This is a genomic window from Marinovum sedimenti, assembly GCF_054052205.1.
Genome location: NZ_CM133223.1, coordinates 1,393,364 through 1,417,509, shown reverse-complemented (window position 1 = coordinate 1,417,509; position 24,146 = coordinate 1,393,364). Strand labels below are relative to the sequence as shown.

Genomic DNA, 24,146 nt, shown 5'->3' with positions numbered 1-24,146 from the left:
GGAAGTGGGGATCAAGATGTTTGCACGAATTACACAATTTAAGATGAAACCCGGCTCGAAAGAGGGCGCTTTGGCCAAGATGGAGGAGCTGAAGGGCGAGATCCTTGGCCTGCCGGGGATGGCGCATTTCACCTGCGCGATGAACGAAGACGGCAGCGGCTATATTGTGTCGCTGGTGTCGGACAAAGCCTCGTCTGAGGGCAATGCTGAGAAGGTCAAAGCGATCTGGGGCAATTTTGCCGCGTTCCTTGAGGGGATGCCGACGCCGCAGGGCTTTGACGTGATCGCGGATTGGACAGCTTAGGGTCGGAACGGTCCGTATCTTAGGGGCGGCTTGAGTGATCGGAATTTGGTGGTAGGGTCCGCAAATGATCCTGCCTGCCCTCCTTTTTGTGACGTTCAGCGCCGCGACGATTGCGCTTGTTTTGCGCCGGGATCCGGCGCTGGAGGATTTTGCGCTGTTGTGCGGCGTGGCCGGGCTGGCGGCCTTGGTGCTGCTGGTCCGGGTCTGGATGTTTCCGCCGCGCAGGTGGATCGTTTTGGACGGGTCCAACATCATGCACTGGAGCGGGGATGGCCCGTCGTTGGAGCGGGTGCGCCTTGTTGCGAATGGAATCAGGACACAGGGGTATACGCCGATCCTGTGGTTTGACGCCAATGTTGGCTATAAGGTTGCGGATCGATATATGCGCCCGGCGGAACTGGCCAAACGGCTGGGGCTGCCGAAGGGCCGGGTTTTCATCGCGCCCAAGGGCACGCCCGCCGATCCGCTGCTGTTGGCCGACGCGGTGCGGCGCAAGGCGCGGGTGGTGTCAAACGACAGGTTCCGCGATTGGCAGGAGCAATACCCGCAATTGCAGCGCGATGATTTCGTGGTGCGACAGGCGGCGGGGCGTGGGCGGTCAGGGGGGATCGAAATCTTTTGAAGATTTCGGCCCGCATTCTTTGAAAGAATGCGGCTGCGGCGGAGCGGTGAGCCATCGGACGGGCGCGCGATTGCAGAAGATCACGAATTGGCCGGAGTTTTCCGCCACATGATAGCCGCGCCGGTGAATTTCGGCCAAAAACCGGTCTAGCCCGACGAAACGCTCGACATCGCGGGCCTTGCGCCGGATCACACCGCCCTGTTGCACGGCCTTTGACGTAAACAGATCACGCAGCCAGACCTCGGACGACAATGGAGACATACGGGTGTTCATGCCCCGCAGCATGCCGCAAAGGTGGTTAAGGCGCGGTTAAGCCCCGCCGTGCCGCTTGCGCCGCTGCACATTGCCGCCATGTTGCCCCGGCCGCCCTGCCGTCGAGCGGCCCTTGGCCTTGACCGCCGCCTCGGAGGCCTTTTCGACCGCATATTGCCGGGCCAGCGGATCGTCGGCCACCGCCAGGTCCACCGCTTCCAGCCGTTTGACCTCATCGCGCAGGCGGGCGGCCTCTTCGAACTCGAGGTTTTCCGCCGCTTTGCGCATGTCGGTGCGCAGCCCGTCGAGCACGGCTTGCAGGTTCGACCCGGCCAGCCCTTTGTCGATGCTTGCGGTCACGCGGTTCATATCGGTGTCGCCCTTATAAAGCCCCGACAGCACGTCGCCGACGTTCTTCTTGACCGTCTCGGGCGTGATGCCATGCTCTTCGTTATAGGCGATCTGTCGGGTGCGCCGCCGGTCGGTCTCGGCCAAGGCGCGCTCCATCGAGCCAGTGATGCGGTCGGCGTACATGATGACGCGACCCTCGGCGTTGCGCGCCGCGCGGCCGATGGTTTGGATCAGCGAGGTTTCCGAACGCAGGAAGCCCTCTTTATCGGCATCAAGGATCGCGACCAGCCCGCATTCGGGGATGTCGAGCCCTTCGCGCAGCAGGTTGATGCCGATCAGCACGTCGAAGGCTCCGAGCCGCAGGTCGCGCAGGATTTCGATCCGCTCCAGCGTGTCGATGTCCGAGTGCATGTAGCGCACTTTGATGCCCTGTTCGTGCATGTATTCCGTCAGGTCTTCGGCCATGCGTTTGGTCAGCGTGGTGCAGAGCGTTCGGAAACCGTCGGCGGTGACTTTGCGCACCTCGTCCAGCAGATCGTCGACCTGCATGTCGACCGGGCGGATCTCGACCATCGGATCCAGCAGGCCGGTGGGGCGGATCACCTGTTCGGTAAAGACGCCGCCGGTTTGTTCAAGCTCCCATTTGGCGGGCGTGGCCGAGACAAAGACCGATTGCGGCCGCATCGCATCCCATTCCTCGAACTTCAGCGGGCGGTTGTCCATGCAGGAGGGCAGGCGGAAGCCATGTTCCGCCAGCGTCATTTTGCGCCGGAAGTCGCCTTTGAACATGCCGCCGATTTGCGGCACCGAGACGTGGGATTCATCCGCAAAGACAATTGCATTGTCGGGAATGAATTCGAACAGGGTGGGGGGCGGCTCGCCGGGGGCGCGACCTGTAAGGTAGCGCGAATAGTTCTCGATGCCGTTGCAGACGCCGGTCGCTTCGAGCATCTCGAGATCGAAGTTGGTGCGCTGTTCCAGCCGCTGTGCTTCGAGCAGTTTGCCCTCGCCGACCAGTTGATCCAGCCGTATCCGCAGCTCTTTCTTGATGCCGATGATGGCCTGCTGCATCGTTGGGCGCGGGGTGACGTAGTGGCTATTGGCGTAGACGCGGATCTGTTCGAAGGAGTCGGTTTTTTCGCCGGTCAGCGGGTCAAATTCGGTAATCGCCTCAAGCTCTTCGCCAAAGAAGCTGAGCCGCCAGGCGCGGGTATCAAGGTGGGCCGGCCAGATTTCCAGCACATCGCCCCGCACCCGGAACGAGCCGCGCGCAAAGCCCACATCGTTGCGCCGGTATTGCTGCGCCACCAGATCGGCCATGATGGAGCGTTGATCGTACTCCTGCCCGGCTTTGAGATCCTGCGTCATCGCGCCATAGGTTTCGACCGAGCCGATGCCATAGATGCACGAGACCGAGGCGACGATGATCACGTCGTCGCGTTCCAGAAGCGCGCGTGTGGCCGAGTGGCGCATCCGGTCGATCTGATCGTTGATCTGCGATTCCTTCTCGATATAGGTGTCGGAGCGCGCAACATAGGCTTCGGGCTGATAGTAGTCGTAGAAGCTGACGAAATATTCGACGGCATTGTCGGGGAAGAAGCTTTTGAACTCGCCATACAGCTGTGCCGCCAGGGTTTTGTTCGGGGCCAGGATGATGGCGGGGCGCTGGGTCTCTTCGATGATCTTGGCCATCGTAAAGGTCTTGCCGGTGCCGGTCGCGCCCAAGAGCACCTGATCGCGCTCGCCCTCGCGGATGCCTGCGGTCAGCTCGGCAATCGCCGTTGGCTGGTCGCCCGCGGGTGAAAATTCGGTCTCCAACACAAAGGTCCGCCCGCCTTCCAGCTTTTCGCGGGTCTTCACGTCCGGTGCCGGGGCATTGAGGACGGGGAGGGTATCGGGGGAGTTGTTAAACATCAGGCCTGCTCCTTGCCGCCTCAATGTGGCGCGTTTGCCGCCTGATGCAAGGCCCCAGAGGAGCGGCGTGGGGTGATTTGGTGTGTGCTGATTTCCGCGATTTGGTGGCGTTTTGAAACTTTTGCAGCGAATTAAATTGCTAAACTTCTCAGATTAAACAATTTTTTCGGGTGGGTGGGTCGCTGTATCCTGCTGGGAATACAGGGGCTTATGATAGATTTCTTCGATCATATGCATCGGCAGGCTAATTTTATTTCAGAAAAGTCATTGCAAATGTAGTTTACGAAATAGTAACTTTTTTTTGCAAGCAGCAGGCTTGGCTGTCGAATGTGTCGCAACTACCCACCCCTCGCTCCCCGCGACACGACTGACAGCCAAGCTGTGCTTGCGTATCCCACAGAAATTGCTTGAGAAATCGCGTGTTAGGTAAGTGTTCACGGGAATCGCGTACGAGTCTGTATGCGCTTGAAAAACGCTGCGCGATTGTGGATAACCGGGGCAACATTCGGAGACATACCTATGCGCGCACGCATTTTTCAACCGGCCCGAAACGCAATGCAGTCCGGGACTGCGAAATCCCGGCAATGGCTGCTGGAATTCGCCCCATCCGCGTCGCGCGAGGTAGACCCTTTGATGGGCTGGACATCGTCGCAGGACACGCAGACGCAGGTTCGCATGACCTTTGACAGCAAGGAAGCGGCGCTGGCCTATGCCCGCGACCGGGGGATCGAGACCGTGGTGAGCGATCCCAAGACGCGCAAGCCTAACGTCCGCGCGCGCGGCTACGCCGAGAACTTTGCCGTCGATCGCCGGAGCCCGTGGACGCACTGAGGGTGTGAAACGGGGCAAAGTTGTCTCGGAATCGGGGCAAGGATCCCGCGAAGACCGGACATGGTCAACATCTAGGGCGCCCAATGGGCGCCTTTACTATATCTGGAGAGCCTCATGGATTTCCTGCTGAACGGTGACGGTTCTGGTCGGACGACCCTCCTCCTGGCCCACGGAGCAGGCGCAGCTATGGACACGCCTTGGATGACCACGGTTGCCGAAGCGCTGGCCGAAGGTGGCCTGCGCGTCGCTCGGTTCGAGTTCAGCTATATGGCGGCTCGCCGCACAGGCGGCTCCAAGCGCCCGCCTGCCAAGGCCGAGACCTATGTGCCCGAGTACCTCGCCGCCATCGACGCCTTCGCGTGCGACGGCCCGCTTTTTATTGGTGGCAAGAGCATGGGCGGCCGTGTCGCCAGTCTTGCCGCTCAGAGCCTTTACGACGCGGGCCGGATCAAAGGACTGATCTGCCTCGGTTTCCCGTTCCACCCGCCGAACAAACCCGAGAAGACCCGTTACGACCATCTCACCGAGTTCACCTGTCCCACGCTCATCTGCCAAGGTACCCGAGACACGTTCGGCTCCCATGAGGAGGTCGCTGGCTATTCGCTCTCGGCCGCTGTCAATCTGTTCTGGCTGGAAGACGGCGACCACGACCTAAAACCGCGTAAACGGTTGACCGGGAAGAGCCTCGACGAGCACCTCGAGTCGGTCGCCGCGCGGGTGTGCTCATGGAACGCGGCACAGGCCTGAGGCAAATTGGGGCGTCAAGCGCTGGGAGCGTCCTCAAACACTTGCCAATGCTCTATGTACAGTCCAGTTGAGGGCGAACCTGCCGTTCACCTGAAGCGCGTAACGATCACTCAAGCAGGTCATTGTCAGGAACGCACAGCCGATACGACGACAGATGGAGCTGGAACAAGAAAACCCCGCGCCACCTTGGTCCCTTCTGCATAGGTTCGCTTCGCCAAATCATTTCGGATGGCGGCCCGCCTCGCAGCGGGTTGTCGACGGAGCAGCGAAGCGGCGCGCACTGCACCAGCGTCGAAGATATCGAAAAGCGCGTCAGGGCTGGGAACACTCAGTTCAGATTTGACCTCAACGAGTTTGACGTCAGCAAAGCCCGCGTCCTCAACCAGTGGCCTGGCGACAGAGATGTCAGCCAGCACATGCGCGTCCGGCCCTTCCGGCAGGGTAACCGACGGATCGGCGAGCCGACCGACGGCATCGAATAGCCAGCCGAACGAACCGTCCGAGCCCTTGCCGTGCCAAATAGAAAACGCGATTACGCCTCCCGGTTTTAAAACTCTGGCGGCCTCTTTCAGGCCACGGACAGGGTCAGGGAAATGGGGCACCCCGAAGCCGATTGTCACGGCATCGAAGCTCGCGTCGGGAAAATCCATGTCCATGGCGTCCCCTTGAAGGAACCGCGCCCCGCGAACAGCGTCACGGGCGAGCGAGATCATGGCTTCCGAGAAATCCAGCCCGGTTACCGTCGCTCCTCTCTCGACGAGCTCTGCTGCAACCACACCGTGACCAGTGCATACATCGAGAACCTCGGCATTCGGTCCGGCGTTTATAGCATCCGCCAGCTTTCGGGCGACAAGTCGAGTGGCCATGTCGAAACCATCGGCATAGTTTCTTGCAATTGATGGTGTGCCCCATCCATCGCGCTCCATCTTTTCGAAATCACGCGTGTCGACCATCAATCGCGCCCTCCACGCCTCGAGGATACACCCTAAACCGGCTGGCGCAAAGACGCGTGTCTGTAGGATTGGGCACTGAGCCAACCTCCGACGCAGCGCGGCATCTCCAGGATCTTGCTAGCTCCGCGGCATCTTGGCGGACCCACCCAGCCATCCACAACTTGAGCAGCGAAAGACCGAAGGCAACGCTTTGGCAGACTGGGCGGGACGTGGATATTCGCTTTTATCGGCACGGTGGTCGGCAAGGCGGCCGTTAATGAAGCAGTTGTAGGTGATCGCTTTGGCTTCGCGTGCAAGTTGGAATGTGGCTCAACACATGACACGGTGTCCGTCAGCCGCCGGAATTTTGTACCAACATCGTATGCGCGGCCATCAGCCCGCCTAACGATCCTGAAAACTTGATGCGGCTTAACATCCAGCGGACTGTGCTGAGCAGCGAGTTTCCACTAAAGTTGCGCTCGACCAGCGCGAGTTCATGAGCGGGATCAATCATAAGGAAATGTTCGCCATAGCCGTCGGCCCAAATGGCTCCTGTGCTCTCTTGAATCCACCACTGGTAGCCGAAACCCGAATATCGTTGGCTGGTCAAAGGGTTGTTTTTAAGGGTCAGGACCCATTGATTTTGGGTCTGTTGCGTGTTTCACGGCTTTGAAAACGGAGTGGTGACATGTCTGATCTCTTCTGGCTGACCGAGGCGCAGATTGCGCGCTTGGAGCCTTACTTTCCGAAGTCCCAAGGCAAGCCTCGCGTTGACGACCGGCGCGTCCTGAGCGGGATTATCTTTATAAACCGCATTGGCTTACGGTGGCGCAATGCGCCCAAAGAGTATGGTCCCCATAAGACACTTTACAATCGTTGGAAGCGATGGAGAGACAAGGGTGTTTTTGCGCAGATGATGGCTGGCCTGGCCGCTCAGCACGGCGAAGAGAAGACAGTGATGATCGACGCCACTTACCTGCAGGCGCATTGCACAGCGTCCAGTCTGGGCGCGAAAAAAGGGGGCGTGGCCGCCCGATCCACTGCCCGGCAGGGTATTGCGCAGCAATGCCCGAGAGGGGGCCGCACCAATGGCGGCATGAACACCAAGCTACATGCCATCTGCGACAGCAAGGGCCGTCCGATCAACTTCTTTGTCTCTGCCGGCCCCCCTCTCATCGAAACTGCGTTTCGACTGCCGGGCAGCGGGTCAGATGGAGTGGTTGCCGCCCTCCCTGGACGGCATCGCAATGTGCCAAGGTCGTGGTGTTCAACGCCACGTGCAGAGGAGGACGGCGAGATGAAGAATATGATGATCGGGGTCGATCTGGCAAAGACAGTTTTCCAAGTTCATGGTGCCCTTCGAACGGGAGAGGTTCAGTTCCGCAAGAAGCTGACGCGGAGCCAATTTCCCGCGTTCATGGCGCAGCAAGAGCCCGGCATGGTAATTTTCGAGGCCTGCGGCAGCGCGCATTTCTGGGCCCGTGAGATGGAAGCTCTTGGGCACGAGGTAAAGCTTATCGCACCGCAATATGTGCGCCCCTTTGTGAAGCGGCAGAAAAATGATGCGGCCGATGCCGACGCGATTGTCATTGCGGCACGCCAGCCCGAGATGCGTTTCGTGGAGCCCAAGACCGTCGAGCAGCAGTCCTGCGCTGCCGTTTTCCGTGCCCGGGAACGCCTGGTGCATCAGCGGACCGCAGATGTGAATGCGTTGCAGGCGCTCCTCTATGAACACGGCCATATGTTTCCAATCGGCATGTCCCACCTCACTCGTATGACGGCGTTTGTGCAGGATGAGACCGGCGACCTGCATGCACTGATCCGGGAAGAGTGCTTGGACTTACTCGTGCAAATCGCAGAGAAAACCGCGCGTATCATTGAGCGCACCACGAAGCTCAAGACGCTGGCCGCCCAGTCAGACAGTGCACGCCGGCTCCAGACGATGCCGGGTGTTGGACCGCTGACGGCTGTCGCAATCGAAGCGTTCGGTCCCGACATGGCGGACTTCAAAACTGGGCGCAACTTTGCGGCTTGGTCGGGCCTTGTGCCTCGGCAACATTCTTCCGGAGGAAAGGAGCGCCTTGGTCGCATGACCAAGGCTGGTCAAGCTGATATCCGACGCCTGTTGATCATCGGCGCAATGTCGCGACTGAACTGGCTTGGACAGCGCACCATTGCAGAGGGTCGCTGGCTATCACGCATGTTGATGCGCAAACCCAAGTTGCTGGTCGCGATCGCGCTCGCCAATAAGATGGCCCGCCAGATTTGGGCGATGCTGACAAAGAACAAAGATTACGGAGATCCGGCAATGGCGGTCGTGGCATGATGCTCATGTCGAACCGCTAGGGCCCGTGCCGAGGGGAGTGTGAGAAGACGACGACCTGAATGGACAAAATGATCGAACAGATCTGGATTGGGAAGACCAGTAAATCGCTACGAGCTTTGAGCTCGAAAGTGAGATTTGGACCCAATCTGCTGATCACCATCCCGGCCCGCGGCTTCTGGAAACGCCGCATCATGAAGGCCTGACAGAAGTTCGCACTCGATCACACGCTAATAGGGTCAAAAGCTTCTTGCACTACGGGCGGCAACCACAGAAGTGATTACATCGGGGCACGGGCCCTGCTCAGCAGCCTGCCGGATGTCGACTGGTTGCTCGGGGATCGCGGCTATGACGCCGATTGGTTCAGAAAAGCGTTGCAAGACAAATGCATACGCGCCTGCATCCCCGGCGGAAAGCAGCGTAAGACACCGGTGAAGTATGACAAGCGCCGGTACAAGCGACGCAACCGGATCGAAATCATGTTCGGTCGTCTGAAAGACGGGCGTAGGATATCCACCCGATACGACCGCTGTCCCAAGGTATTCCTATCTGCCATCGCTCTCGCGGCAACCGTCCTGTTTTGGCTATAAGGTAATGAGTCTGGAGCCTAGGTGAGTTGGGCGACGGGAACGTATGTGACAGGTCCTGCCTCGTTCACTGTCTCGTTGCCAAACCCCGTCAGCTCTCGTACCGCGTTGCGCCGCGGCGGTGGCTGTTGACGGTCAGGGTCATGTGCAGCGGCTGGTGCGCCCGTTGTGCGCATTTCTGCCGGGGGCAGGTGTGGCAGCTGATGCCCATCGGCGCATAGGCATCCGGGTCGCGGGCGTTGAGGCTTTGGGCATAGGTCACCCGCGCCGCATGTTCGCTGGCACAGCCGAGCGCCACCACCACACGGCGATCCTGGGTGCTGCGGGAAAACACTGGCCGGTCCGAGGTGCGGGCGATGGTGAAGAACCGCGCGCCTTCGGGCAGTTGGATGAACTGCGGCAGGATCACGCTGGGCTGTTGAAACGCCTGGTGGATGTTCCAGACCGGACAATTGCCGCCGCGCTCGGCCAGCGCGGTGGGCAGCGCGCTGAAGCGTTTGGTGACGTTGCCCGCCCGGTCGAGCCGCACAAGGAAGAAGGGGATGGCGCGATCTGCCGGGTCTTGCAGGGTCACAAGGCGGTGGCAGACCTGCTCATAGGTCACGCCGAAACTGGCCGAGAGCCGGTCGAGATCGTAGTCGGTCTTGCGCGCGAGGGCGAGGAAGGGCGCATAGGGCATCAGGATCGCCGCCGCGAGGTAGTTCATCAGCTCCACTTCCAGCCGCGCCGGGCCATCGGCGCTTTCCAGTGCCGCCTCGACCACCATCTGCCGCACGCTGTCGCCCACCTCGATCTGGCCGATCACATGCGCCAGTTGAAAGTTGCGGTTGCTCTGGTCGAGCGCTTCCGACAGGGCAACGTGGCGGGCCTCTTCGTCGAATTGCATCAGGCTGTCGGGCATCTCTGACAGGGGGCGCAGTTCGCTTTGAAAGCCATGCTCGACCCGCAGATGCCGCTTGAGCAGCGCATACATATCGTCTTGCGTGCCGGCGATCCGCGAGCGGATGTCGTTGGCCGCCTGTTCCAGCCGGGGAAAATGGCAGGCGCTGGCGCGGAAGTATTGGTCGATCTCGATCTGCGGCGTGCGGGTCACGCCCTCGCCGGTGGCTTCCTGGCTTTGGACATGATCGGCCAGCACCCGGAAATAGCGGTGCAGACGCAGGAACTGGTCGGCCAGCCGCGGGGCATGGTCCAACGCGGCGCGCAGCTCTTGCAGGTCGGGCACCTCGCCGGAAAAGATCGCATCGCGCGAGGCATCGCGCAGTTCGGACAAAAGCCGCGCCTCATCGTTTTGCACAAGGGTCTTGGCATCGACGCCGTAGACCTCGGTCAGGGTCATCAGCACTTGCACCGACAGGCTGCGGTTGTTGTTTTCCAGCAGGTTCACATAGGCGGCGCTCACGCCGATCTTGCGGGCCATTTCGGCCTGCGTTTCGTTGTGAAGCCGCCGGAGGTTGCGCAGCTTGGGGCCGATCAGGGTCTTTGTCATGTTTACAATAGTTACAACAAATTCACATGTTGCAATATGTATTTACGTCCATACCCGGTTTTTCGTGACGTTTTGCCAGTCTCCGCCAAAGTGATCCCATCGAAAAGCGCTGCTTTCCGGGGTTTGGGCCTCGGGTGCCGGGAGGGCAAGGCGGCACCGTCTTTGGGAGGACTAACATGATTAACACGATGAAACGCCGGACGTTCATGGCCGTCGCTGTCGCCAGCCTTATGGCTGGGGCACCCGCCTTGGCAGACAGCTGGCAGCCGCAAAAGCCGGTGGAAATGGTGATCATGGCCGGGCAGGGCGGCGGGGCCGACCGGATCGCGCGGCTGTTCCAGTCGATCATCCAGAAGGAAAGCCTGTCCAATATGCCGGTTCTGCCGGTCAACAAGGGCGGTGGGTCCGGGGCCGAGGCGCTGCGCTATCTGAAAGACAAAGAGGGCGACACCCATACCATCATGGCGACGCTCAACAGCTATTACACCACGCCGCTGCGCACCGACATTGGCGTCGACATCGCCGAGTTCCAGCCGCTGGCGCGCATGGCGATGGACACCTTTGTGCTTTGGGTGAATGCCGACAGCGACATCAAAACGCTTGATGACTATGTGGCGGCGGTCAAGGCCGCGGATGGCAAATGGAAGATGGGTGGCACCGGCACCGGGCAGGAAGACAGCCTTGTGACCGCGATGCTGGAAAAGCAGTTCGGCATCAAGCACACCTATGTTCCGTTCAAGGGCGGCGGCACTGTGGCCAAGAACCTTGTCGGCAACCACATCGACGCAACCGTGAACAATCCGGCCGAGCAGATGGGCTTTTGGCAGGCGGGCAAGGTGCGCCCGATCGTGGCCTTCACCCCCGAGCGGCTTGATGTCTTTCCCGACGTGCCGACCGCGCGCGAACAGGGCCATGACATCGTTTACTGGATGCAGCGGTCTTTCGTGGCGCCCAAGGGCATGCCCGCCGAGGCGGTGGCCTATTACACCGACATGCTGATGAAGCTCAGCGAGACCGAGGAATGGCAGACCTATGCGCGGGAGAAGGCGCTGGTGTCAGATATGCTCACCGGGGCGGACTTGCAGGCCTATTTCCTCGAGGAACGGTCGAAGCATGACGCCATCCTGACCGAGATGGCCGGAAACTCCTGATCCCGTCATAGCGACTGTTTTGGTCACAAGATTTAACTTGGCCAAGACCTTTTTCATGGCCGGTCTGCGGACCGGCCAGTTCTGTCAGATTTTCGAACATTGGGGGGAGCCGGACGATGATGACGGCGGATCGGACCATTGCCGGGGCCATCATGGCCTTGTCGGCGTATTTCATGTGGCACGCGGTGGCGCTGCCGATCGGGTGGAACGGCCAGACCGGCGGGCCGGGGGGCGGTGCCTTTCCCTTCTGGCTGTCGCTGGCGATGTTGCTGGCCTCGGGGGGCATCCTGTTTAAAAGCTTTGCGGCGGGCGCGGTGGCCAGCGTTTCGTTTGATCGCTCCATGTTGCGGCCGGTGCTTTTGGTAACGGGCGCGCTGTTGGTCACGATCTTTCTGATGCAGGTCGTGGGCGCCTATGTCGCGCTGGTGCTGTTTTTGCTTTGGTATCTCAAGGTTTACGGCGGACACGGCTGGGTGCTGGTGCTGTCGATCACCCTGACCACGCCGGTGTTCCTGTTCTTTTTCTTCGAAGCCACGCTGAAGATCCTGCTGCCCAAAGGCATCACGGAACCGCTGTTCTTCCCGCTTTACGCCATGTTCTTTTAAGGGGCGCTACTCTATGGAAACCTTAGCACTTCTCGCGGATGGCTTTGCCACGTCGCTGTCTCCTGTCAATCTGATGATCGTGATCCTTGGCGTCACGGCCGGGCTGTTCATCGGCGCGATGCCGGGCCTTGGCTCGGTCAACGGGGTGGCCATCGTGCTGCCGCTGACCTTTATCGTGCCGCCCGCGTCGGCGATCATCCTGCTTGCCGCGATCTATTACGGCGCAATGTATGGCGGTGCGGTCAGCTCGATCTTGCTGGGCATTCCCGGCGCCTCGACCGCCGTGGCCACCACCTTTGATGGCCGCCCTATGGCGCAACAGGGGCGCGCGGGGCTGGCGCTGATTGCCGCCGCTGTTGCCTCTTTTGTCGGGGGCACGCTGTCGGTGGTGCTGTTCACCATCTTTGCCGCGCCGCTCGCCGATCTGGCGCTGGCTTTCGGCCCGGCCGAGGAATTTGCGCTGGTCTTGCTGGCTTTCACCACCTTTGTAGGGCTGGGCGGCGATGACGTGCTCAAGACCATCGTGATGATCTGCCTCGGGCTGGTGCTGTCGACCGTCGGGCTTGACCTGATCTCGGGCCAGCCGCGGTTGATTTTCGGCGATATGCCCGGCTTTTACGCGGGCATCTCGTTTCTGGTGCTGGCGATTGGCGTCTATGGGGTGGGCGAGGTGCTGTATACCATCGAGACCTCAAAGACGGCGCCGCAAGTCACCCCGGCCAAGATCACCCTGCGCGAACTTGCGGATGGGCTGCGCGCGATGAGCCGGCTGTGGAAGACCATGAGCCTTGGCTCGTTTATGGGGTTCTTTGTTGGCATGCTGCCCGCCGCCGGGGCCACTCCGGCCTCGCTTATGGCGTATGGCATCGCCAAGCAAACGTCGAAAGACCCCGACAGCTTTGGCAAGGGCAATATCGAAGGCGTCGTCGCCCCCGAGACCGCCAACAACGCCGCCTCGACCGGGTCGCTGTTGCCGATGCTGACGCTGGGCATTCCCGGCTCGCCGACCACGGCGCTGTTGCTGGGCGGGATGGTGATGTGGGGGCTGGTGCCCGGCCCGATGCTGTTTCTCGAACAGCCGGATTTCGTCTGGGGCCTGATCTCGTCGCTTTACACCGCGAATTTCGCCGCGGTCGCCATCAACATTGCGCTGATCCCGCTGTTTGTCTGGGCGCTGCGGATGCCGTTTACCGTGCTCTGCGCGCTGGTGCTGGTGCTCTGCATCGTCGGCGGCTTCGCCCCCTCGCAAAAGATGCATGACGTCTGGCTGATCGCCGGGTTTGGCATCGCGGGATATGCGCTGCGCAAGGCCGATTATCCGCTGGCGCCGCTGGTGCTGGCGCTGGTGCTGGGGCCGCTGATGGAGAAGAGCTTTCGTCAGACGCTGATCGCTGAGCAGGGCAATGTCATGGCCTTTGTCGAGCGTCCGCTCTCGGCCGGCTTTCTTGCGATTGCGCTGCTGTTCTTCCTCTGGCCGCTGGCCGCCACCCTGCGCAGCCGGGGCAAAGAGCATCCGCACTTTCCCAGCAAGCGCCCGAAACTCACCGATTCCAAAGTTTGAATGACTGCGAACGACAAGGACCAATCCCATGATCACTACCCTGACCGAGCTTCTTGCCCCCCATCCCGACGCCGCCCCCGCGATTGGCGCGCCAGACCGTGCCTGGATGAGCTATGGCGCGCTGCGCAAACTCTCAACCGATGTCGCCGCGCAATTGCGGGCGGCGGGGATCGGCGCGCAGGACCGGGTGGCCATCGTGCTGCCCAATGGCGCCGCCATGGCCTCGGCTTTTGTGACGGTGGCACAGGCTGCCACGACCGCGCCGCTGAACCCGTCGTACCGCGAGGAGGAATATACCTTTTACCTCAACGACCTGAGCGCCAAGGCGATCATCCTTGAGGCTGGTTTTGACGGTCCGGCCCATGCGGCGGCACGCCGGGCGGGGCTGACCATCCTGTGGCTGCACGCCGATCCCGAGACCGCGGGCGGCTTCCGGCTTGAACCCTCCGCAGCGGCGGCCCCCGCGCCGGAGGCACAGACGCAGGCCGAGGATGTCGCGCTGATCCTGCACACCTCGGGCACCACATCGCGCCCCAAGATCGTGCCGCTGATGCATTCCAACGTCACCGCCTCGGCGCAAAACATTGCCCGTTCGCTGGCGCTGTCGCCCAAGGACCGCTGCATGAACGTCATGCCGCTGTTCCATATTCACGGGCTGATCGCCGCCGTGTCGGCGACGCTGGTGGCGGGCGGGTCGATCTTTTGCACCCCCGGTTTCAACGCGTTGTCGTTTTTCGCTTTGCTCGAGGACAGCCGCCCCACCTGGTACACCGCCGTGCCCACCATGCATCAGGCGATCCTGTCGCGCGCCGGGCGCAATGCCGAGACAATCCGCCGGGTGCCGCTGCGCTTTTTGCGCTCGTCGTCGGCCTCGCTGCCCGCGCAGGTCATGGCGCAGTTGCACGACACCTTTCAGGCCCCGGTGATCGAGGCCTATGGCATGACCGAAGCCGCGCATCAGATGTGCTGCAACCGGCTTGATCTGCAAAAACCCGGCTCTGTCGGGGTGGCGGCAGGCCCCGAGGTGCGCATTGCGCATGAGACCGAAAACCGGCTGATGGAGGGCACCGGCGAGGTGGTGATCTCGGGTCCGAACGTGACGCCGGGATATGAAGGCAACCCGGAGGCCAATGCCAAGACTTTCTTTGAGGCCGAGGGCCGGCGCTGGTTTCGCACCGGCGATCAGGGGGCCTTGGACGGCGAGGGGTTCCTGAGCCTGACCGGACGTTTGAAAGAGATCATCAACCGGGGCGGCGAAAAGGTCTCGCCGCTTGAGGTGGACGGCGTGTTGATGGACCATCCCGACGTTGCGCAGGTTGTGACCTTCGCGCTGCCGCATCCCAAGCTTGGCGAAGAGGTGGCGACGGCTGTGGTGCTGAAGGACGGCGCAGGGACGGATGAGGCGGGCATTCGCGCCTTTGCCGCCGGGCGGATGGCCGATTTCAAAGTGCCGCGTAAGGTGGTGATCCTGGATGAGATCCCCAAGGGCGCGACGGGCAAGATGCAGCGGATCGGCATGGCCGAGAAGCTGGGGCTGACGGAACCGGCATAAGGCGACGACGACATGAAGATCTGTATTTTCGGCGCCGGTGCCATCGGCGGCTATATGGGGGCCAAACTGGCGCAGGCCGGGGCCGATGTCAGCCTGGTCGCGCGCGGCCCGCATCTTGCGGCGATGAAGGCAAACGGGCTGCGGCTTATCGAAGACAGCGGCGAGATCCGCGTGCCGGTGTCGGCCTCGGATCATCCGGCGGACCTCGGCCCGCAGGACTATGTGGTTGTCACGCTCAAGGCGCATTCGGTGCCGCCCTTGGTGGGCGGGATGGCCCCGTTGATCGGGCCGAACACAACCATCGTCAGCGGTGTGAACGGTGTGCCGTGGTGGTATTTCCACAAACACGGCGGCGCTTTGGAGGGCACGCGGCTAGAGACTGTCGATCCCGGCAATGCGCAATGGGACGGCTTTGGCCCCGACCGGGTGCTCGGCTGCGTTGTCTATCCGGCGGCCGAGGTGATCGCGCCGGGTGTCGTCAAGCATATCGAGGGCAATCGCTTTTCGCTGGGCGAGCCGGACGGAACGAAATCCGAGCGGGCGCTGGCGCTGTCCCGGGCGCTCTCGGCGGCTGGGTTGAAAGCGCCGGTGCGGCCCAAGCTGCGCGATGAGATCTGGGTGAAGCTCTGGGGCAACCTGTCGTTCAACCCGATTTCCGCGCTGACCCATGCGACGCTTGATGTGCTGTGCACCGATCCCGGCACCCGCGCGGTGGCCCGGACCATGATGCTTGAGGCGCAGGAGGTGGCCGAGGCGCTGGGCATCCGCTTTCCGATCGACGTGGATCGCCGGATCGATGGGGGCGCGGCGGTGGGGGCGCACCGGACCTCGATGCTGCAAGACCTTGATCAGGGGCGCCCGATGGAGATCGACGCGCTTGTCGCCTCGGTGCAGGAGCTGGGGCGGGTGACTGACACCCCGACACCGACCATCGATACGGTGCTTGGTCTGGTCCGTCTGCGCGCCCGGTCCGCCGGGCTGTACTGACCTCAGAGGGCGACGGGCGGCTAGGTGCCGCCGGCCCTTTGCGTTTCGCGCTTACCGTCAGTGGTGGTGGTGCGGAGTGCGACCCTTGCTGTCTGTCACTGTTGCCCCGGTCACCGCGTGCGGGATGCTGTATGAGGCCGTCCGCCTGACCGAAAGCGGCGGCGCGGGCGGGGCCTTGCCTCACTGGCTCGCCATGCCCACGAGCATCGAGCCGAGGGCGACGAGGTGGATCAGCATGATGGCCTTGTCGTTCCACAATACGCCGACGATCAGCCAGCCCAACACGCCGACGAGGAACAGGTAGAGGTTCCACGGCGACCAGCCAAAGCCGGTGGCCGTGTAGCCGAGGATCTGGATGATTGAGGCCACCCATTTCACCACAAAGGCGATCTGCCCGCCCTTGAGGGTGCCGCTGCCACCTGCGGTGACCAACGCTACTTTTTCTATTGTCATGATGTGTGCTCCTTGCCGGTGGGGAAGTGTTGGTTTTTCCTATCGTTAAGCAGATAAGGGGTTTAGAGTGGTGCAACCAGCCAGATGTCCTGTTGTGTGGGTGTAGGAAAACTATCGTGCTTACGGAAACCGACCTTCCCCCTCTGAACAGTCTCAAAGCCTTTGTGGCCGCGGGCCGGCTATTGTCGTTTCGCGCGGCAGCCGAGGATCTTGGCGTGACCCAAGGGGCCGTCGCCCAGCAGGTGCGCGGGCTTGAGGCGCATCTGGGTCTGCGCCTGTTCCTGCGAGAGCCGCGCGGTTTGGCGTTTACCGATGAAGGCCGCGCCTATCACGCGGCGGTGTCGCGGGCGTTCGCGCAACTCACTGACGCGACGGCGGCGCTGCGCTCGGCCCCGTCGCGGGTGACGATCAGCGTGACGCCCACTTTCGCGTCGAAATGGCTGATCCCGCGGTTGGCAGAGTTCACGCAGGCCCATCCCGACATCGATCTGCGCATCACCGCCACCGAGCGCGTTTCGAGCTTTCATGCCGACGGGATTGACCTTGCGGTGCGGCAGGGGCGGCCGCCGTTTGGGGCGAGCCTTCGGGCCGATCTTTTGTTCGCGCAAGAGGTGATTGCGGTTTGCGCGCCGGGTTTGGTGGACGGGCAGGATCTGCCGCTCAACGCGGCGGCGCTGTCGGGTATGACCTTGCTGCATGACACGCACGACCTGTGGCCGGCGTTCTTTGACGCGGCGTTCGGGAGGGAGGCAAAGCTGCCGCGTGGGCTTCGGTTTAACCAGACGACGCTGAGCCTTGATGCGGCGCTTGCGGGGCAGGGCATTGCGCTGGCCAGTCGCCACCTTGTGCAGCGTGACCTCGCCGCCGGGCGTCTGGTGCAGCCGATTGACAGCGCGCTTGATGGGAGATCGGACTTCCATCTTTTGACGCCCCGGCAGGGCACGTCGGACGCGTCCTTGCGTGTGCGCGACTGGCTGCTCGGCATGACGCGCGATGGTGGTGCCTAAACCGTCCCGGTCGCGCCGATGGTCGCGCACTGTGGCCGGCGCGTCGCGCGCTGGCATTGTAAGCGCCAGCAGTGCCCAGGCCAGCGCAGCGGCGATGCTGCCGCGGCCTTATCCGGTGCGCGCAATAGCGCGCCGGCGGTCTTTTGATCGAACCTGCCCGGTCGCGCGCGGGTCTGCGGCAAGGGCACTGCGGTCAGCGGGCGGTCGCGGATCGGCGCGGGCCGCGCGCAAGAGCGTTGCCGCGCATGGCGCAACATGGCGCGTTCGTGCGGCCTTTGCGGCTTCCCATTTACGGCACATTCGCTCCGCATTTGCCTGCTAGGGGTCATTGCAAAGATCGAACGGAGATGCCCCTTGCACCTGACAGCCGCTTTGAAACCCGCACCCCAGAGTGACCTTCGCACCGAGGTGATTGATCGTTTCGAGGCGCTGGACCGGCTGCGCGCTGGCTGGGAGCATCTGGCCCGGATCGACCCGCACGCGGGGTTTTTCCTGTCTTGGGACTGGATGAACAGCCTGCTGACCGACAACCCCGGCACCTGGCATGTGCTGGTGGTGCGCGGCGGCGATCCGCAGGATATTGTTGCGATCCTGCCCCTGCGCCACGCCTTTCATTGGAGCGAAAGCAGTGCGGCGTGTCAGACGCGCTATGAGGCCGCTGGTCGGCTTGGGCTGAGCGACGCCACCGGGTTTTTGTGCGACCCCGACCGGGAAGAGGCCGCGATTGAGGCGCTGGCGCAGCAGCTGACGCGTCTGCCGTGGAAGCGCATTTCTTTGCGCTATGTCGCCGCGCCGCATCGTGCCGTGCTGTTTGCCAAGGCGTTTGAGGATGACGGGTTTCGCGTTGATTGGCCGACTTACACCGGCAACACCAGCACCACCGATCAGCTTCGGGTGCCGAGTGTGGCGTTGCCCGACAGTTTCGAGGGCTATTTGCAGGGCGTGGTGAGCAAGAGCACTCGCAGCAAGATCCGCCGGTTTCGCCGCCGCTATCTGGACGATGGACCCTATCGCATCACGCTGACCACGCCGCAGACTTTCGACGCCAGCGCCGACATCTTGCAGCGGCTTTGGCGCGCGCGCTGGGGCGAGACGCTCTCGGGGCAGGCGATGCGGCGTTACCAGACCAAGCAGCGTGCGCTGTTGCAGCGATGCGAAAGCCGGAGGGCGCTGTTCATGCCGGTGCTTTGGCGCGCGGAGCAGCCGATCGGTGTTTTGGCACGGCTGGTGGACCGGCCGGGCAGGGTGATGAAAGGCCTGATTGCGGCGCGCGACCACCGGGATGATTTGCCCTGTATCGGGTTGTTGTTGAACGCCTTTTGCATTGAGGCGGCGATTGGTATGGGGGTGACGCGCTATGAGCTGGGCCATGGCAATGAGCCCTATAAATACCAGTACGGCGCGGTTGATACGCATCTGGCCTATCTGACAATCCGCCGTCGCGGCGGCGCGGCGCAAGACATTTTCAGCCCGGCCTCGGTTGCGCCAGCGGCCCGCCTTGCGCGCGACAGGCTGGCGCAGGGGGCGGCGGATCAGACCTCGGAAATCTTGCGCCAGATCGAGGCGGTCAGCCTGTGATCGCGCGCCATGGGCTTGGTGCTTTGGCTATGTCCCGGTGTCGCCCTCAGTCTCAATCTTCAACGGTTCGCCGCAATGTTTGCAGTGGATCGCGTCGGGTTCATGCCGGTTTAGCCCGCAGTCCGGGCATTTGTATTTGATCTTCGAGGGCTGGAAAATGGCGCGCGCCAGTTGCACAAACAAGGCAACGCCCACCACCATGATGAACACCGACAACAGCTTGCCGCTGGTGGTGGTCATGGTGATGTCGCCAAAGCCGGTTGTCGTCAGTGTGGCCACCGTGAAATACAGCGCGTCGACGTAGCCTGCGATGCCCGCGCCCTCCTCAAACGCCAGAACGAAGACAAATGAGGTGGTTACGAAGATAAAGACCAGCAGGTTGACGGCGGCCAGTATCGCATCTTCGTGGCGGCGGAAAAACAGGCTGTCACGCCTGAGATCGCGCAGCAGGTGATAGGCATGGATCAGCCGCAATCCGCGCAGCACCCGCAGGAACGCGAAGTTCCCGGTGATGAACGGCGCAAGCAGCAGCGACAGCACAACGATCACATCCGCGATCGTATAGATGCGCGTCAGCTCGCGGCGGCGGTTGTCCGAGATCCACAGCCGGGCCGCAAGGTCGAGCACGATGACAACGCCGAGCGCGGTGTTAAGCGCGGTCAGGGTTGGGGTGGTCGGCAGCGCCGCGGTGGCGATGAAAAACCCGATGGTGAGCGCGTCAAACACAATCACGCCATAGCGAAACCGCCGGGCGCGCAGGCTTTGGCCGGTGTAGAGCAGCCGGATTGATCGGTGGAGGTCTTCCATTTGCGCACCTTGGCACGGGGTTTGATCCGGGGCCAAGGCTTGGCTGTGCAAGCGCGTGAAAGCCCGATTTGGCCTCACTCAATCTCCAAATTGCCGGGAATGCCAGCGTTATAATGCGGTTCTGGCGCGGGGTCAGGCCTGCTGTGTTGTCTTTCCGGCCCGTGCCGTGGCGCAGGCGGGAGTGACAGGCCGGAGTGACGGGCCGGGGCTGGTGTCAGACCCCTGCGACCCGCAAAACAGGCCCGGCTCCGCAAGGACCGTCTGCGCCAATAAGATTGCCGGCAAGCGGTTGCTGGCCCAGCTCTTCGGCGTTCAGGAACCGGCGCTGGCTGGTGACAAACAGCGTGGTGTCGCTCCAGACCGCCATCGTCGGGCGGCGCACCGGCAGGGACAGCCGGGTGCGGATTTCGCCGTTTGCCGGATCGATCCGCAGCAGTTCACCCGGACCGACAAGCGCAAGCCAGAGCTGCCCTTCGCCGTCCATGCTCATGCCATCGGGATGGGCGCCTTCGGGCAGGGTCAGCAGAGTGCTGCGCTGTGCGATATTGCCGTCGGGGTCAAGGTCGAGCCGTTCAAGTTTGCGGCTTGGCGTGTCGGTGAACCAGATCGCATCGGCCTGCGGATCGCCGACAATGGCGTTGGGGATGGCGATGTCGCTTAGGACTTTGACAACAGTGCCGTCGGTGTCGCGCCGGAACAGCCCGCCGGTGGGAATGCCGCGCCCCGACATGTCCATCGAGCCGAACCAGAGCCGCCCGCGCCGGTCAGGTTTTCCATCGTTGAGGCGGCGTTCGGGGGCGTCGGATTCGGTGTCGCTCAGGCTCTCCCACACCATCGTTTCCGGGTCGAGCGCAACCAGCCCGTTTTCCAGCCCCAGCACCAGCCGCCCGCTTTCACCCAGCGCGATCAGCCCGCATTGGCCGGGCAGGGCGATCATCGTCTCCGCGCCGCCCGGCACATGGCGCAGCAGGCGCTGGCCTTGGATGTCGGCCCACCACAGGCAGCCGCGCTCGGCATCCCAAAGCGGCACCTCGGCAGTGAGCGCCATCGCATCGTGGCGCAGGGTGAAATCGAAATCGGTCGGGGTCATGGGCGTTCCAGTGTCATGCAGGTGGAGTGGCGTCAGGTCGTCAGGTTCATGCGGACAGGTGCGCGCCCCGCGACGCCGGGTTTCAGCTCGATCAACCGGCCCGAAAGGGGCGCGATGTCGTTATAGCCGGGGGGCAGGCGCAGGTAGGTCGAGGTGACAAACAGGCTGTCGAGGTCGGGCCCGCCAAAGGTGAGCGCGGTGGGCATCGGCACCGGCAGGGGATGGTGCGCGATCTGTTTGCCATCGGTATCGAGGCGGATCACCGACCAGCCACCGCGCATCGCCACCCAAAGGCAATCCTCGGCGTCGATGGTCAGGCCAGCGGGTTGGCCACCGGTGTCCGACCCTTCGAACAGCACGCGCCGCGAGACCGGCAGGCCATCCTCGCCCAGCTCATACGCCATCAGAACGGCGCGGCCCTCAACCGGGTCTTGCTCGGTCAGATAGGCGCGGCGGCCATCGCCACTGAACGCGGTGTTCTTGGGCAGGTATATCTCGGGCAGGATGATTTCCGGCGTCAGATCGGGGTGGATGCGATAGAGCGTGCCGCTTTTCTCGAGGTTGTCGAGCGGCATGGTCCCGGCCCACATCCGCTGTTCGGGGTCGACGCCGACGGTGTTAAAGCGGTTCTCGGGCCGGTGCGCCTCGGGGTCGATCAGCAGGGTTTGCGCGCCGCTGGCGGGGTCAAACAGCGACAGGCCATTCTCGCCGGTCAACAGCAGTTCGGGCCCGGTGGTCAGCGCCAGCCCGCCGGTCAGCCCCTCAAGCAGGGTGCGGCCACTTTCGCCGGTTTCGACATCAAGCCAGCGCAGCGCCGGGGCGAGCACATCGAGCCACCAGAGCCGCCCGGTTTGTGCGCACCAGCTGGGGCTTTCGCCCACGTAATCGCGGCCGGTGTCGTGCACGCGGCCCTTGAAGCCGGTCTTGGGGCGGGGCGCGATCACCTGTTCGTTCAGCCGTTGGGTGACGCCGACATGATGCGAGGCGCGGCGCGCGGCCTCGCGGATCATCTGACCGGCGTCGTGCAGCTTTTCGGGCTGTGTGCCCGCTGCATCGAACTGGCAACAGAGCGCGCCAACCACCGTGCCCTCGCCATCAAGCACCGAGGCGGCAACCGCGAGCGGGTCGCCGTAGCTGGCCACATAGCCGAGGGCGCGCGCCTTGCTCAGGGTGCGCTGCAGGTCGGCGGAGTATTCGTTTTTCTGCTCGGCGGGGCGGCCCGCGAGCATCGCCTGTCCCGGTGTGCTGTCTTTGATCGTGAGGCGCGGCCAGACCCGCACGGTGCGCCCTGCCGGATCGGCGGCGTCGAGCACAAAGACCGAATCGTCGTCGCTGACATAAAGGCAGCAGGGCACTTTGAGCAGGTGTGACAGGCGCGACATCTCGGATTGGCAGGCGCGCACGGTGGCGTCGCGGTCCAGCGCGCCGCGCGCCAGTGACATCACGGTGGCCCCGATCGCATAGCGCCGGGTGTCGCGGTCATAGCGCACCAAACGGCGCGAGCGCAGGGCCGAAAGCAGCCGGTGCAACGAGCCTTTGGTCAGGCCCAGATGATCCTGAATCTGCCGGAATGTCAGAGGAGAGGACCGCCCGAGCAGCAGCAGCAAATCGATCCCGCGGGTGAGGGACTGCGCGCCAGGCACGTCCTCGGCATTTTCGAGAGGGTCGTCGATCTGCATGCGCCTCATCCTTTCGTTCCGCCGGGGTCACTTGCCTAACTGTATCACATAAAGGGAGGGAATAACGCAATGGTTCACATGTTGACACACACTGAAAAACGTTCCACATTGTGGGAAGGAGGACGAAATGACCCTGACCACACCCCTTACCGACGTGACGCTTTGGCGTGCGGATGTCTCGGCCAAGACAACCTGGCTGTTGCTGTGTCTGCGCGACGGGGCGGGCCATGAGGGCTGGGGCGAGGCAACGTCTTTTGGCAACGAGGCCGAGATTTCCGGGCTGGTTGCGCATCTGTCGCAGCTTGTGGCCGAGGCTCCGGTGCGCGGTGTGCAGCCGCTGCTGGCCGCGCTGCGCCAGTCCGAGATTGCACCGGGGCGCCGCGCGCTTTTGAGTGCGGTGGAGCAGGCGGGGCTTGACCTTGCCGCACGCCGCGCCGGGATGCCATTGGCCGAGATCATGGGCGGGGCGCGCCGCGATGCGGTGCCGTTTTATGCCAATATCAACCGGGGGATTGCGGATCGCAGCCCTGATGGCTTTGCCGCCCGTGCCCGTGAGATGGTCGATACAACAGCGGCCTGCGCGGTCAAGATCGCGCCGTTTGATGGCTATCGCTGGGATCTGCTTGATTGGACCGAGCGGCGCACGGTGATGGAGCAGGGCTTTGCGCGCGTTGATGCGGTGCGTCAGGCGCTGGGCGATACGGCGGATGTGTTCGTCGATTGCCACGCGCGGTTTGACCTTCAGGGCGCGCGCACGGTGATTTCCGAGCTGACCCGGATGGGCGTTGTCTGGATCGAAGAGCCTGCTGATATGGAGCTGATTGCGCCCGAAGACCAACGCCGGTTGCGCGCGGCCTGCCATAGCGGCGGGGCGCGGCTGGCCGGGGGTGAGAATGTGACCGGGTGCGCCGGGATGGCGGCTTTGCTGGCCGAGGGTGGCCATGATGTTGTGCTGCCCGACCTGCGCCTGACGGGTGTGCAAGAGGGGGTGGCGATGCTGCGCCTTGCCGCCGCCTCGGGTGTGGCGACCAGCCTGCACAATCCGGTGGGGCCGGTGCTGGATGCGATTTCGGTTGAACTGGCGGCGAGCCTGCCAGCGTTTCTTATCCTCGAGCGCCAGATTGGCGAGAGCGAGATGACCGCCCGTATCCGCCCCGAACCTGCCGCGCTTGGCGGCGGGCGTGTGGCCACTGCTGCAAGCCCCGGCTTCGGCTTTATTCCCGACACGTCGGCATTGGCGCCCGCCGAGGCCGCCGTGCCACAGGCGCTTGCCTCTTTTGCCGGAACCCCCGGTGCGGGGCCGGACGCATGACACAGAAGGACA

The 24,146-nt window shown here is 62.8% G+C and carries 23 protein-coding genes and 2 pseudogenes; 16 read left to right on the top strand and 9 right to left on the bottom strand.

Going from position 1 to position 24,146, the window contains the following annotated elements; translation table 11 throughout:
• The first annotated feature begins 43 nt into the window (after nt 1-43).
• Together ACW9UO_RS06755 and ACW9UO_RS06750 are read left to right on the top strand one after the other, a co-directional pair.
• Nucleotides 44-304: a hypothetical protein gene (locus ACW9UO_RS06755; protein ID WP_457088200.1), complete on the top strand. Its 261-nt coding sequence runs from the start codon at nt 44-46 to the stop codon at nt 302-304.
• Between the two features lie 64 nt (nt 305-368).
• Complete coding sequence (locus tag ACW9UO_RS06750) at nt 369-926, top strand: NYN domain-containing protein (protein ID WP_457088199.1); 558 nt, start codon at nt 369-371, stop codon at nt 924-926.
• On the opposite strand, the gene ACW9UO_RS06745 is transcribed toward ACW9UO_RS06750, so the two are convergent.
• The gene (locus ACW9UO_RS06745; RefSeq protein ID WP_457088198.1) at nt 903-1,199 is read right to left on the bottom strand and encodes an aspartate aminotransferase; all 297 of its coding nucleotides are present in this window, start codon (nt 1,197-1,199) and stop codon (nt 903-905) included. The genes ACW9UO_RS06750 and ACW9UO_RS06745 overlap by 24 nt on opposite strands.
• A gap of 36 nt (nt 1,200-1,235) precedes the next feature.
• Entirely contained in the window at nt 1,236-3,443 is a 2,208-nt protein-coding gene (uvrB, locus tag ACW9UO_RS06740) for an excinuclease ABC subunit UvrB (protein ID WP_457088197.1), read from the bottom strand.
• Between the two features lie 519 nt (nt 3,444-3,962).
• Here uvrB and ACW9UO_RS06735 point away from each other — a divergent pair.
• Together ACW9UO_RS06735 and ACW9UO_RS06730 are read left to right on the top strand one after the other, a co-directional pair.
• Nucleotides 3,963-4,274 (top strand): ETC complex I subunit, encoded by a 312-nt coding sequence (locus tag ACW9UO_RS06735; RefSeq protein ID WP_457088196.1) that lies wholly within the window; start codon nt 3,963-3,965, stop codon nt 4,272-4,274.
• A gap of 114 nt (nt 4,275-4,388) precedes the next feature.
• The gene (locus ACW9UO_RS06730) at nt 4,389-5,021 is read left to right on the top strand and encodes an alpha/beta family hydrolase (protein WP_457088195.1); all 633 of its coding nucleotides are present in this window, start codon (nt 4,389-4,391) and stop codon (nt 5,019-5,021) included.
• A gap of 125 nt (nt 5,022-5,146) precedes the next feature.
• On the opposite strand, the gene ACW9UO_RS06725 is transcribed toward ACW9UO_RS06730, so the two are convergent.
• Together ACW9UO_RS06725 and ACW9UO_RS06720 are read right to left on the bottom strand one after the other, a co-directional pair.
• Nucleotides 5,147-5,974 carry a class I SAM-dependent methyltransferase gene (locus ACW9UO_RS06725; RefSeq protein WP_457088615.1) on the bottom strand — a complete coding sequence of 276 codons (828 nt, stop codon included), beginning with the start codon at nt 5,972-5,974 and terminating at the stop codon, nt 5,147-5,149.
• Nucleotides 5,975-6,305: 331 nt separating this feature from the next.
• On the bottom strand, nt 6,306-6,563 hold the full coding sequence (locus ACW9UO_RS06720) for a hypothetical protein (protein WP_457088194.1): 258 nt from the start codon (nt 6,561-6,563) through the stop codon (nt 6,306-6,308).
• A 78-nt stretch (nt 6,564-6,641) separates the two neighbouring features.
• Here ACW9UO_RS06720 and ACW9UO_RS06715 point away from each other — a divergent pair.
• The 4 genes and pseudogenes from ACW9UO_RS06715 to ACW9UO_RS06700 form a co-directional block, all read left to right on the top strand.
• Nucleotides 6,642-7,118: pseudogene (locus ACW9UO_RS06715) on the top strand (IS5 family transposase); the annotation flags it as partial.
• Between the two features lie 132 nt (nt 7,119-7,250).
• Nucleotides 7,251-8,279, top strand: coding sequence for an IS110 family RNA-guided transposase (locus tag ACW9UO_RS06710; protein ID WP_457088614.1), 1,029 nt, complete (start codon nt 7,251-7,253; stop codon nt 8,277-8,279).
• A 68-nt stretch (nt 8,280-8,347) separates the two neighbouring features.
• Nucleotides 8,348-8,482 carry a hypothetical protein gene (locus ACW9UO_RS06705; protein ID WP_457088193.1) on the top strand — a complete coding sequence of 45 codons (135 nt, stop codon included), beginning with the start codon at nt 8,348-8,350 and terminating at the stop codon, nt 8,480-8,482.
• 69 nt (nt 8,483-8,551) lie between these two features.
• Nucleotides 8,552-8,866: pseudogene (locus tag ACW9UO_RS06700) on the top strand (transposase); the annotation flags it as partial.
• 88 nt (nt 8,867-8,954) lie between these two features.
• On the opposite strand, the gene ACW9UO_RS06695 reads toward ACW9UO_RS06700, so the two are convergent.
• Nucleotides 8,955-10,352 carry a helix-turn-helix domain-containing protein gene (locus ACW9UO_RS06695; protein ID WP_457088192.1) on the bottom strand — a complete coding sequence of 466 codons (1,398 nt, stop codon included), beginning with the start codon at nt 10,350-10,352 and terminating at the stop codon, nt 8,955-8,957.
• 176 nt (nt 10,353-10,528) lie between these two features.
• Here ACW9UO_RS06695 and ACW9UO_RS06690 point away from each other — a divergent pair, with 176 nt between their 5' ends.
• From ACW9UO_RS06690 to ACW9UO_RS06670, 5 genes are all read left to right on the top strand, one after another.
• On the top strand, nt 10,529-11,503 hold the full coding sequence (locus tag ACW9UO_RS06690) for a Bug family tripartite tricarboxylate transporter substrate binding protein (protein WP_457088191.1): 975 nt from the start codon (nt 10,529-10,531) through the stop codon (nt 11,501-11,503).
• Nucleotides 11,504-11,619: 116 nt separating this feature from the next.
• Nucleotides 11,620-12,108, top strand: coding sequence for a tripartite tricarboxylate transporter TctB family protein (locus ACW9UO_RS06685; RefSeq protein WP_457088190.1), 489 nt, complete (start codon nt 11,620-11,622; stop codon nt 12,106-12,108).
• Nucleotides 12,109-12,121: 13 nt separating this feature from the next.
• Nucleotides 12,122-13,669 carry a tripartite tricarboxylate transporter permease gene (locus tag ACW9UO_RS06680; protein ID WP_457088189.1) on the top strand — a complete coding sequence of 516 codons (1,548 nt, stop codon included), beginning with the start codon at nt 12,122-12,124 and terminating at the stop codon, nt 13,667-13,669.
• A 28-nt stretch (nt 13,670-13,697) separates the two neighbouring features.
• Complete coding sequence (locus ACW9UO_RS06675; protein WP_457088188.1) at nt 13,698-15,221, top strand: acyl--CoA ligase; 1,524 nt, start codon at nt 13,698-13,700, stop codon at nt 15,219-15,221.
• A 12-nt stretch (nt 15,222-15,233) separates the two neighbouring features.
• On the top strand, nt 15,234-16,208 hold the full coding sequence (locus ACW9UO_RS06670) for a 2-dehydropantoate 2-reductase (RefSeq protein ID WP_457088187.1): 975 nt from the start codon (nt 15,234-15,236) through the stop codon (nt 16,206-16,208).
• Between the two features lie 180 nt (nt 16,209-16,388).
• Here the strand turns inward: ACW9UO_RS06670 and ACW9UO_RS06665 are convergent, their stop codons facing one another.
• Nucleotides 16,389-16,661, bottom strand: a complete 273-nt coding sequence (locus ACW9UO_RS06665; RefSeq protein WP_457088186.1) for a DUF6552 family protein — start codon at nt 16,659-16,661, stop codon at nt 16,389-16,391.
• Between the two features lie 116 nt (nt 16,662-16,777).
• Between ACW9UO_RS06665 and ACW9UO_RS06660 the strand changes: the two genes are divergently transcribed.
• The gene (locus ACW9UO_RS06660; protein WP_457088185.1) at nt 16,778-17,668 is read left to right on the top strand and encodes a LysR substrate-binding domain-containing protein; all 891 of its coding nucleotides are present in this window, start codon (nt 16,778-16,780) and stop codon (nt 17,666-17,668) included.
• Between the two features lie 372 nt (nt 17,669-18,040).
• Nucleotides 18,041-19,246, top strand: a complete 1,206-nt coding sequence (locus tag ACW9UO_RS06655; RefSeq protein WP_457088184.1) for a GNAT family N-acetyltransferase — start codon at nt 18,041-18,043, stop codon at nt 19,244-19,246.
• 27 nt (nt 19,247-19,273) lie between these two features.
• Here ACW9UO_RS06655 and ACW9UO_RS06650 read toward each other — a convergent pair whose 3' ends face one another.
• The 3 genes from ACW9UO_RS06650 to ACW9UO_RS06640 all read right to left on the bottom strand — a co-directional run bounded on the left by ACW9UO_RS06650 (nt 19,274) and on the right by ACW9UO_RS06640 (nt 22,822).
• Complete coding sequence (locus tag ACW9UO_RS06650) at nt 19,274-20,053, bottom strand: ion channel (protein ID WP_457088183.1); 780 nt, start codon at nt 20,051-20,053, stop codon at nt 19,274-19,276.
• 214 nt (nt 20,054-20,267) lie between these two features.
• Nucleotides 20,268-21,143: an SMP-30/gluconolactonase/LRE family protein gene (locus ACW9UO_RS06645; protein ID WP_457088182.1), complete on the bottom strand. Its 876-nt coding sequence runs from the start codon at nt 21,141-21,143 to the stop codon at nt 20,268-20,270.
• Between the two features lie 32 nt (nt 21,144-21,175).
• Entirely contained in the window at nt 21,176-22,822 is a 1,647-nt protein-coding gene (locus ACW9UO_RS06640; protein WP_457088181.1) for an SMP-30/gluconolactonase/LRE family protein, read from the bottom strand.
• Between the two features lie 127 nt (nt 22,823-22,949).
• Between ACW9UO_RS06640 and ACW9UO_RS06635 the strand changes: the two genes are divergently transcribed.
• Complete coding sequence (locus ACW9UO_RS06635) at nt 22,950-24,134, top strand: mandelate racemase/muconate lactonizing enzyme family protein (RefSeq protein ID WP_457088180.1); 1,185 nt, start codon at nt 22,950-22,952, stop codon at nt 24,132-24,134.
• Nucleotides 24,135-24,146 lie beyond the last annotated feature (12 nt).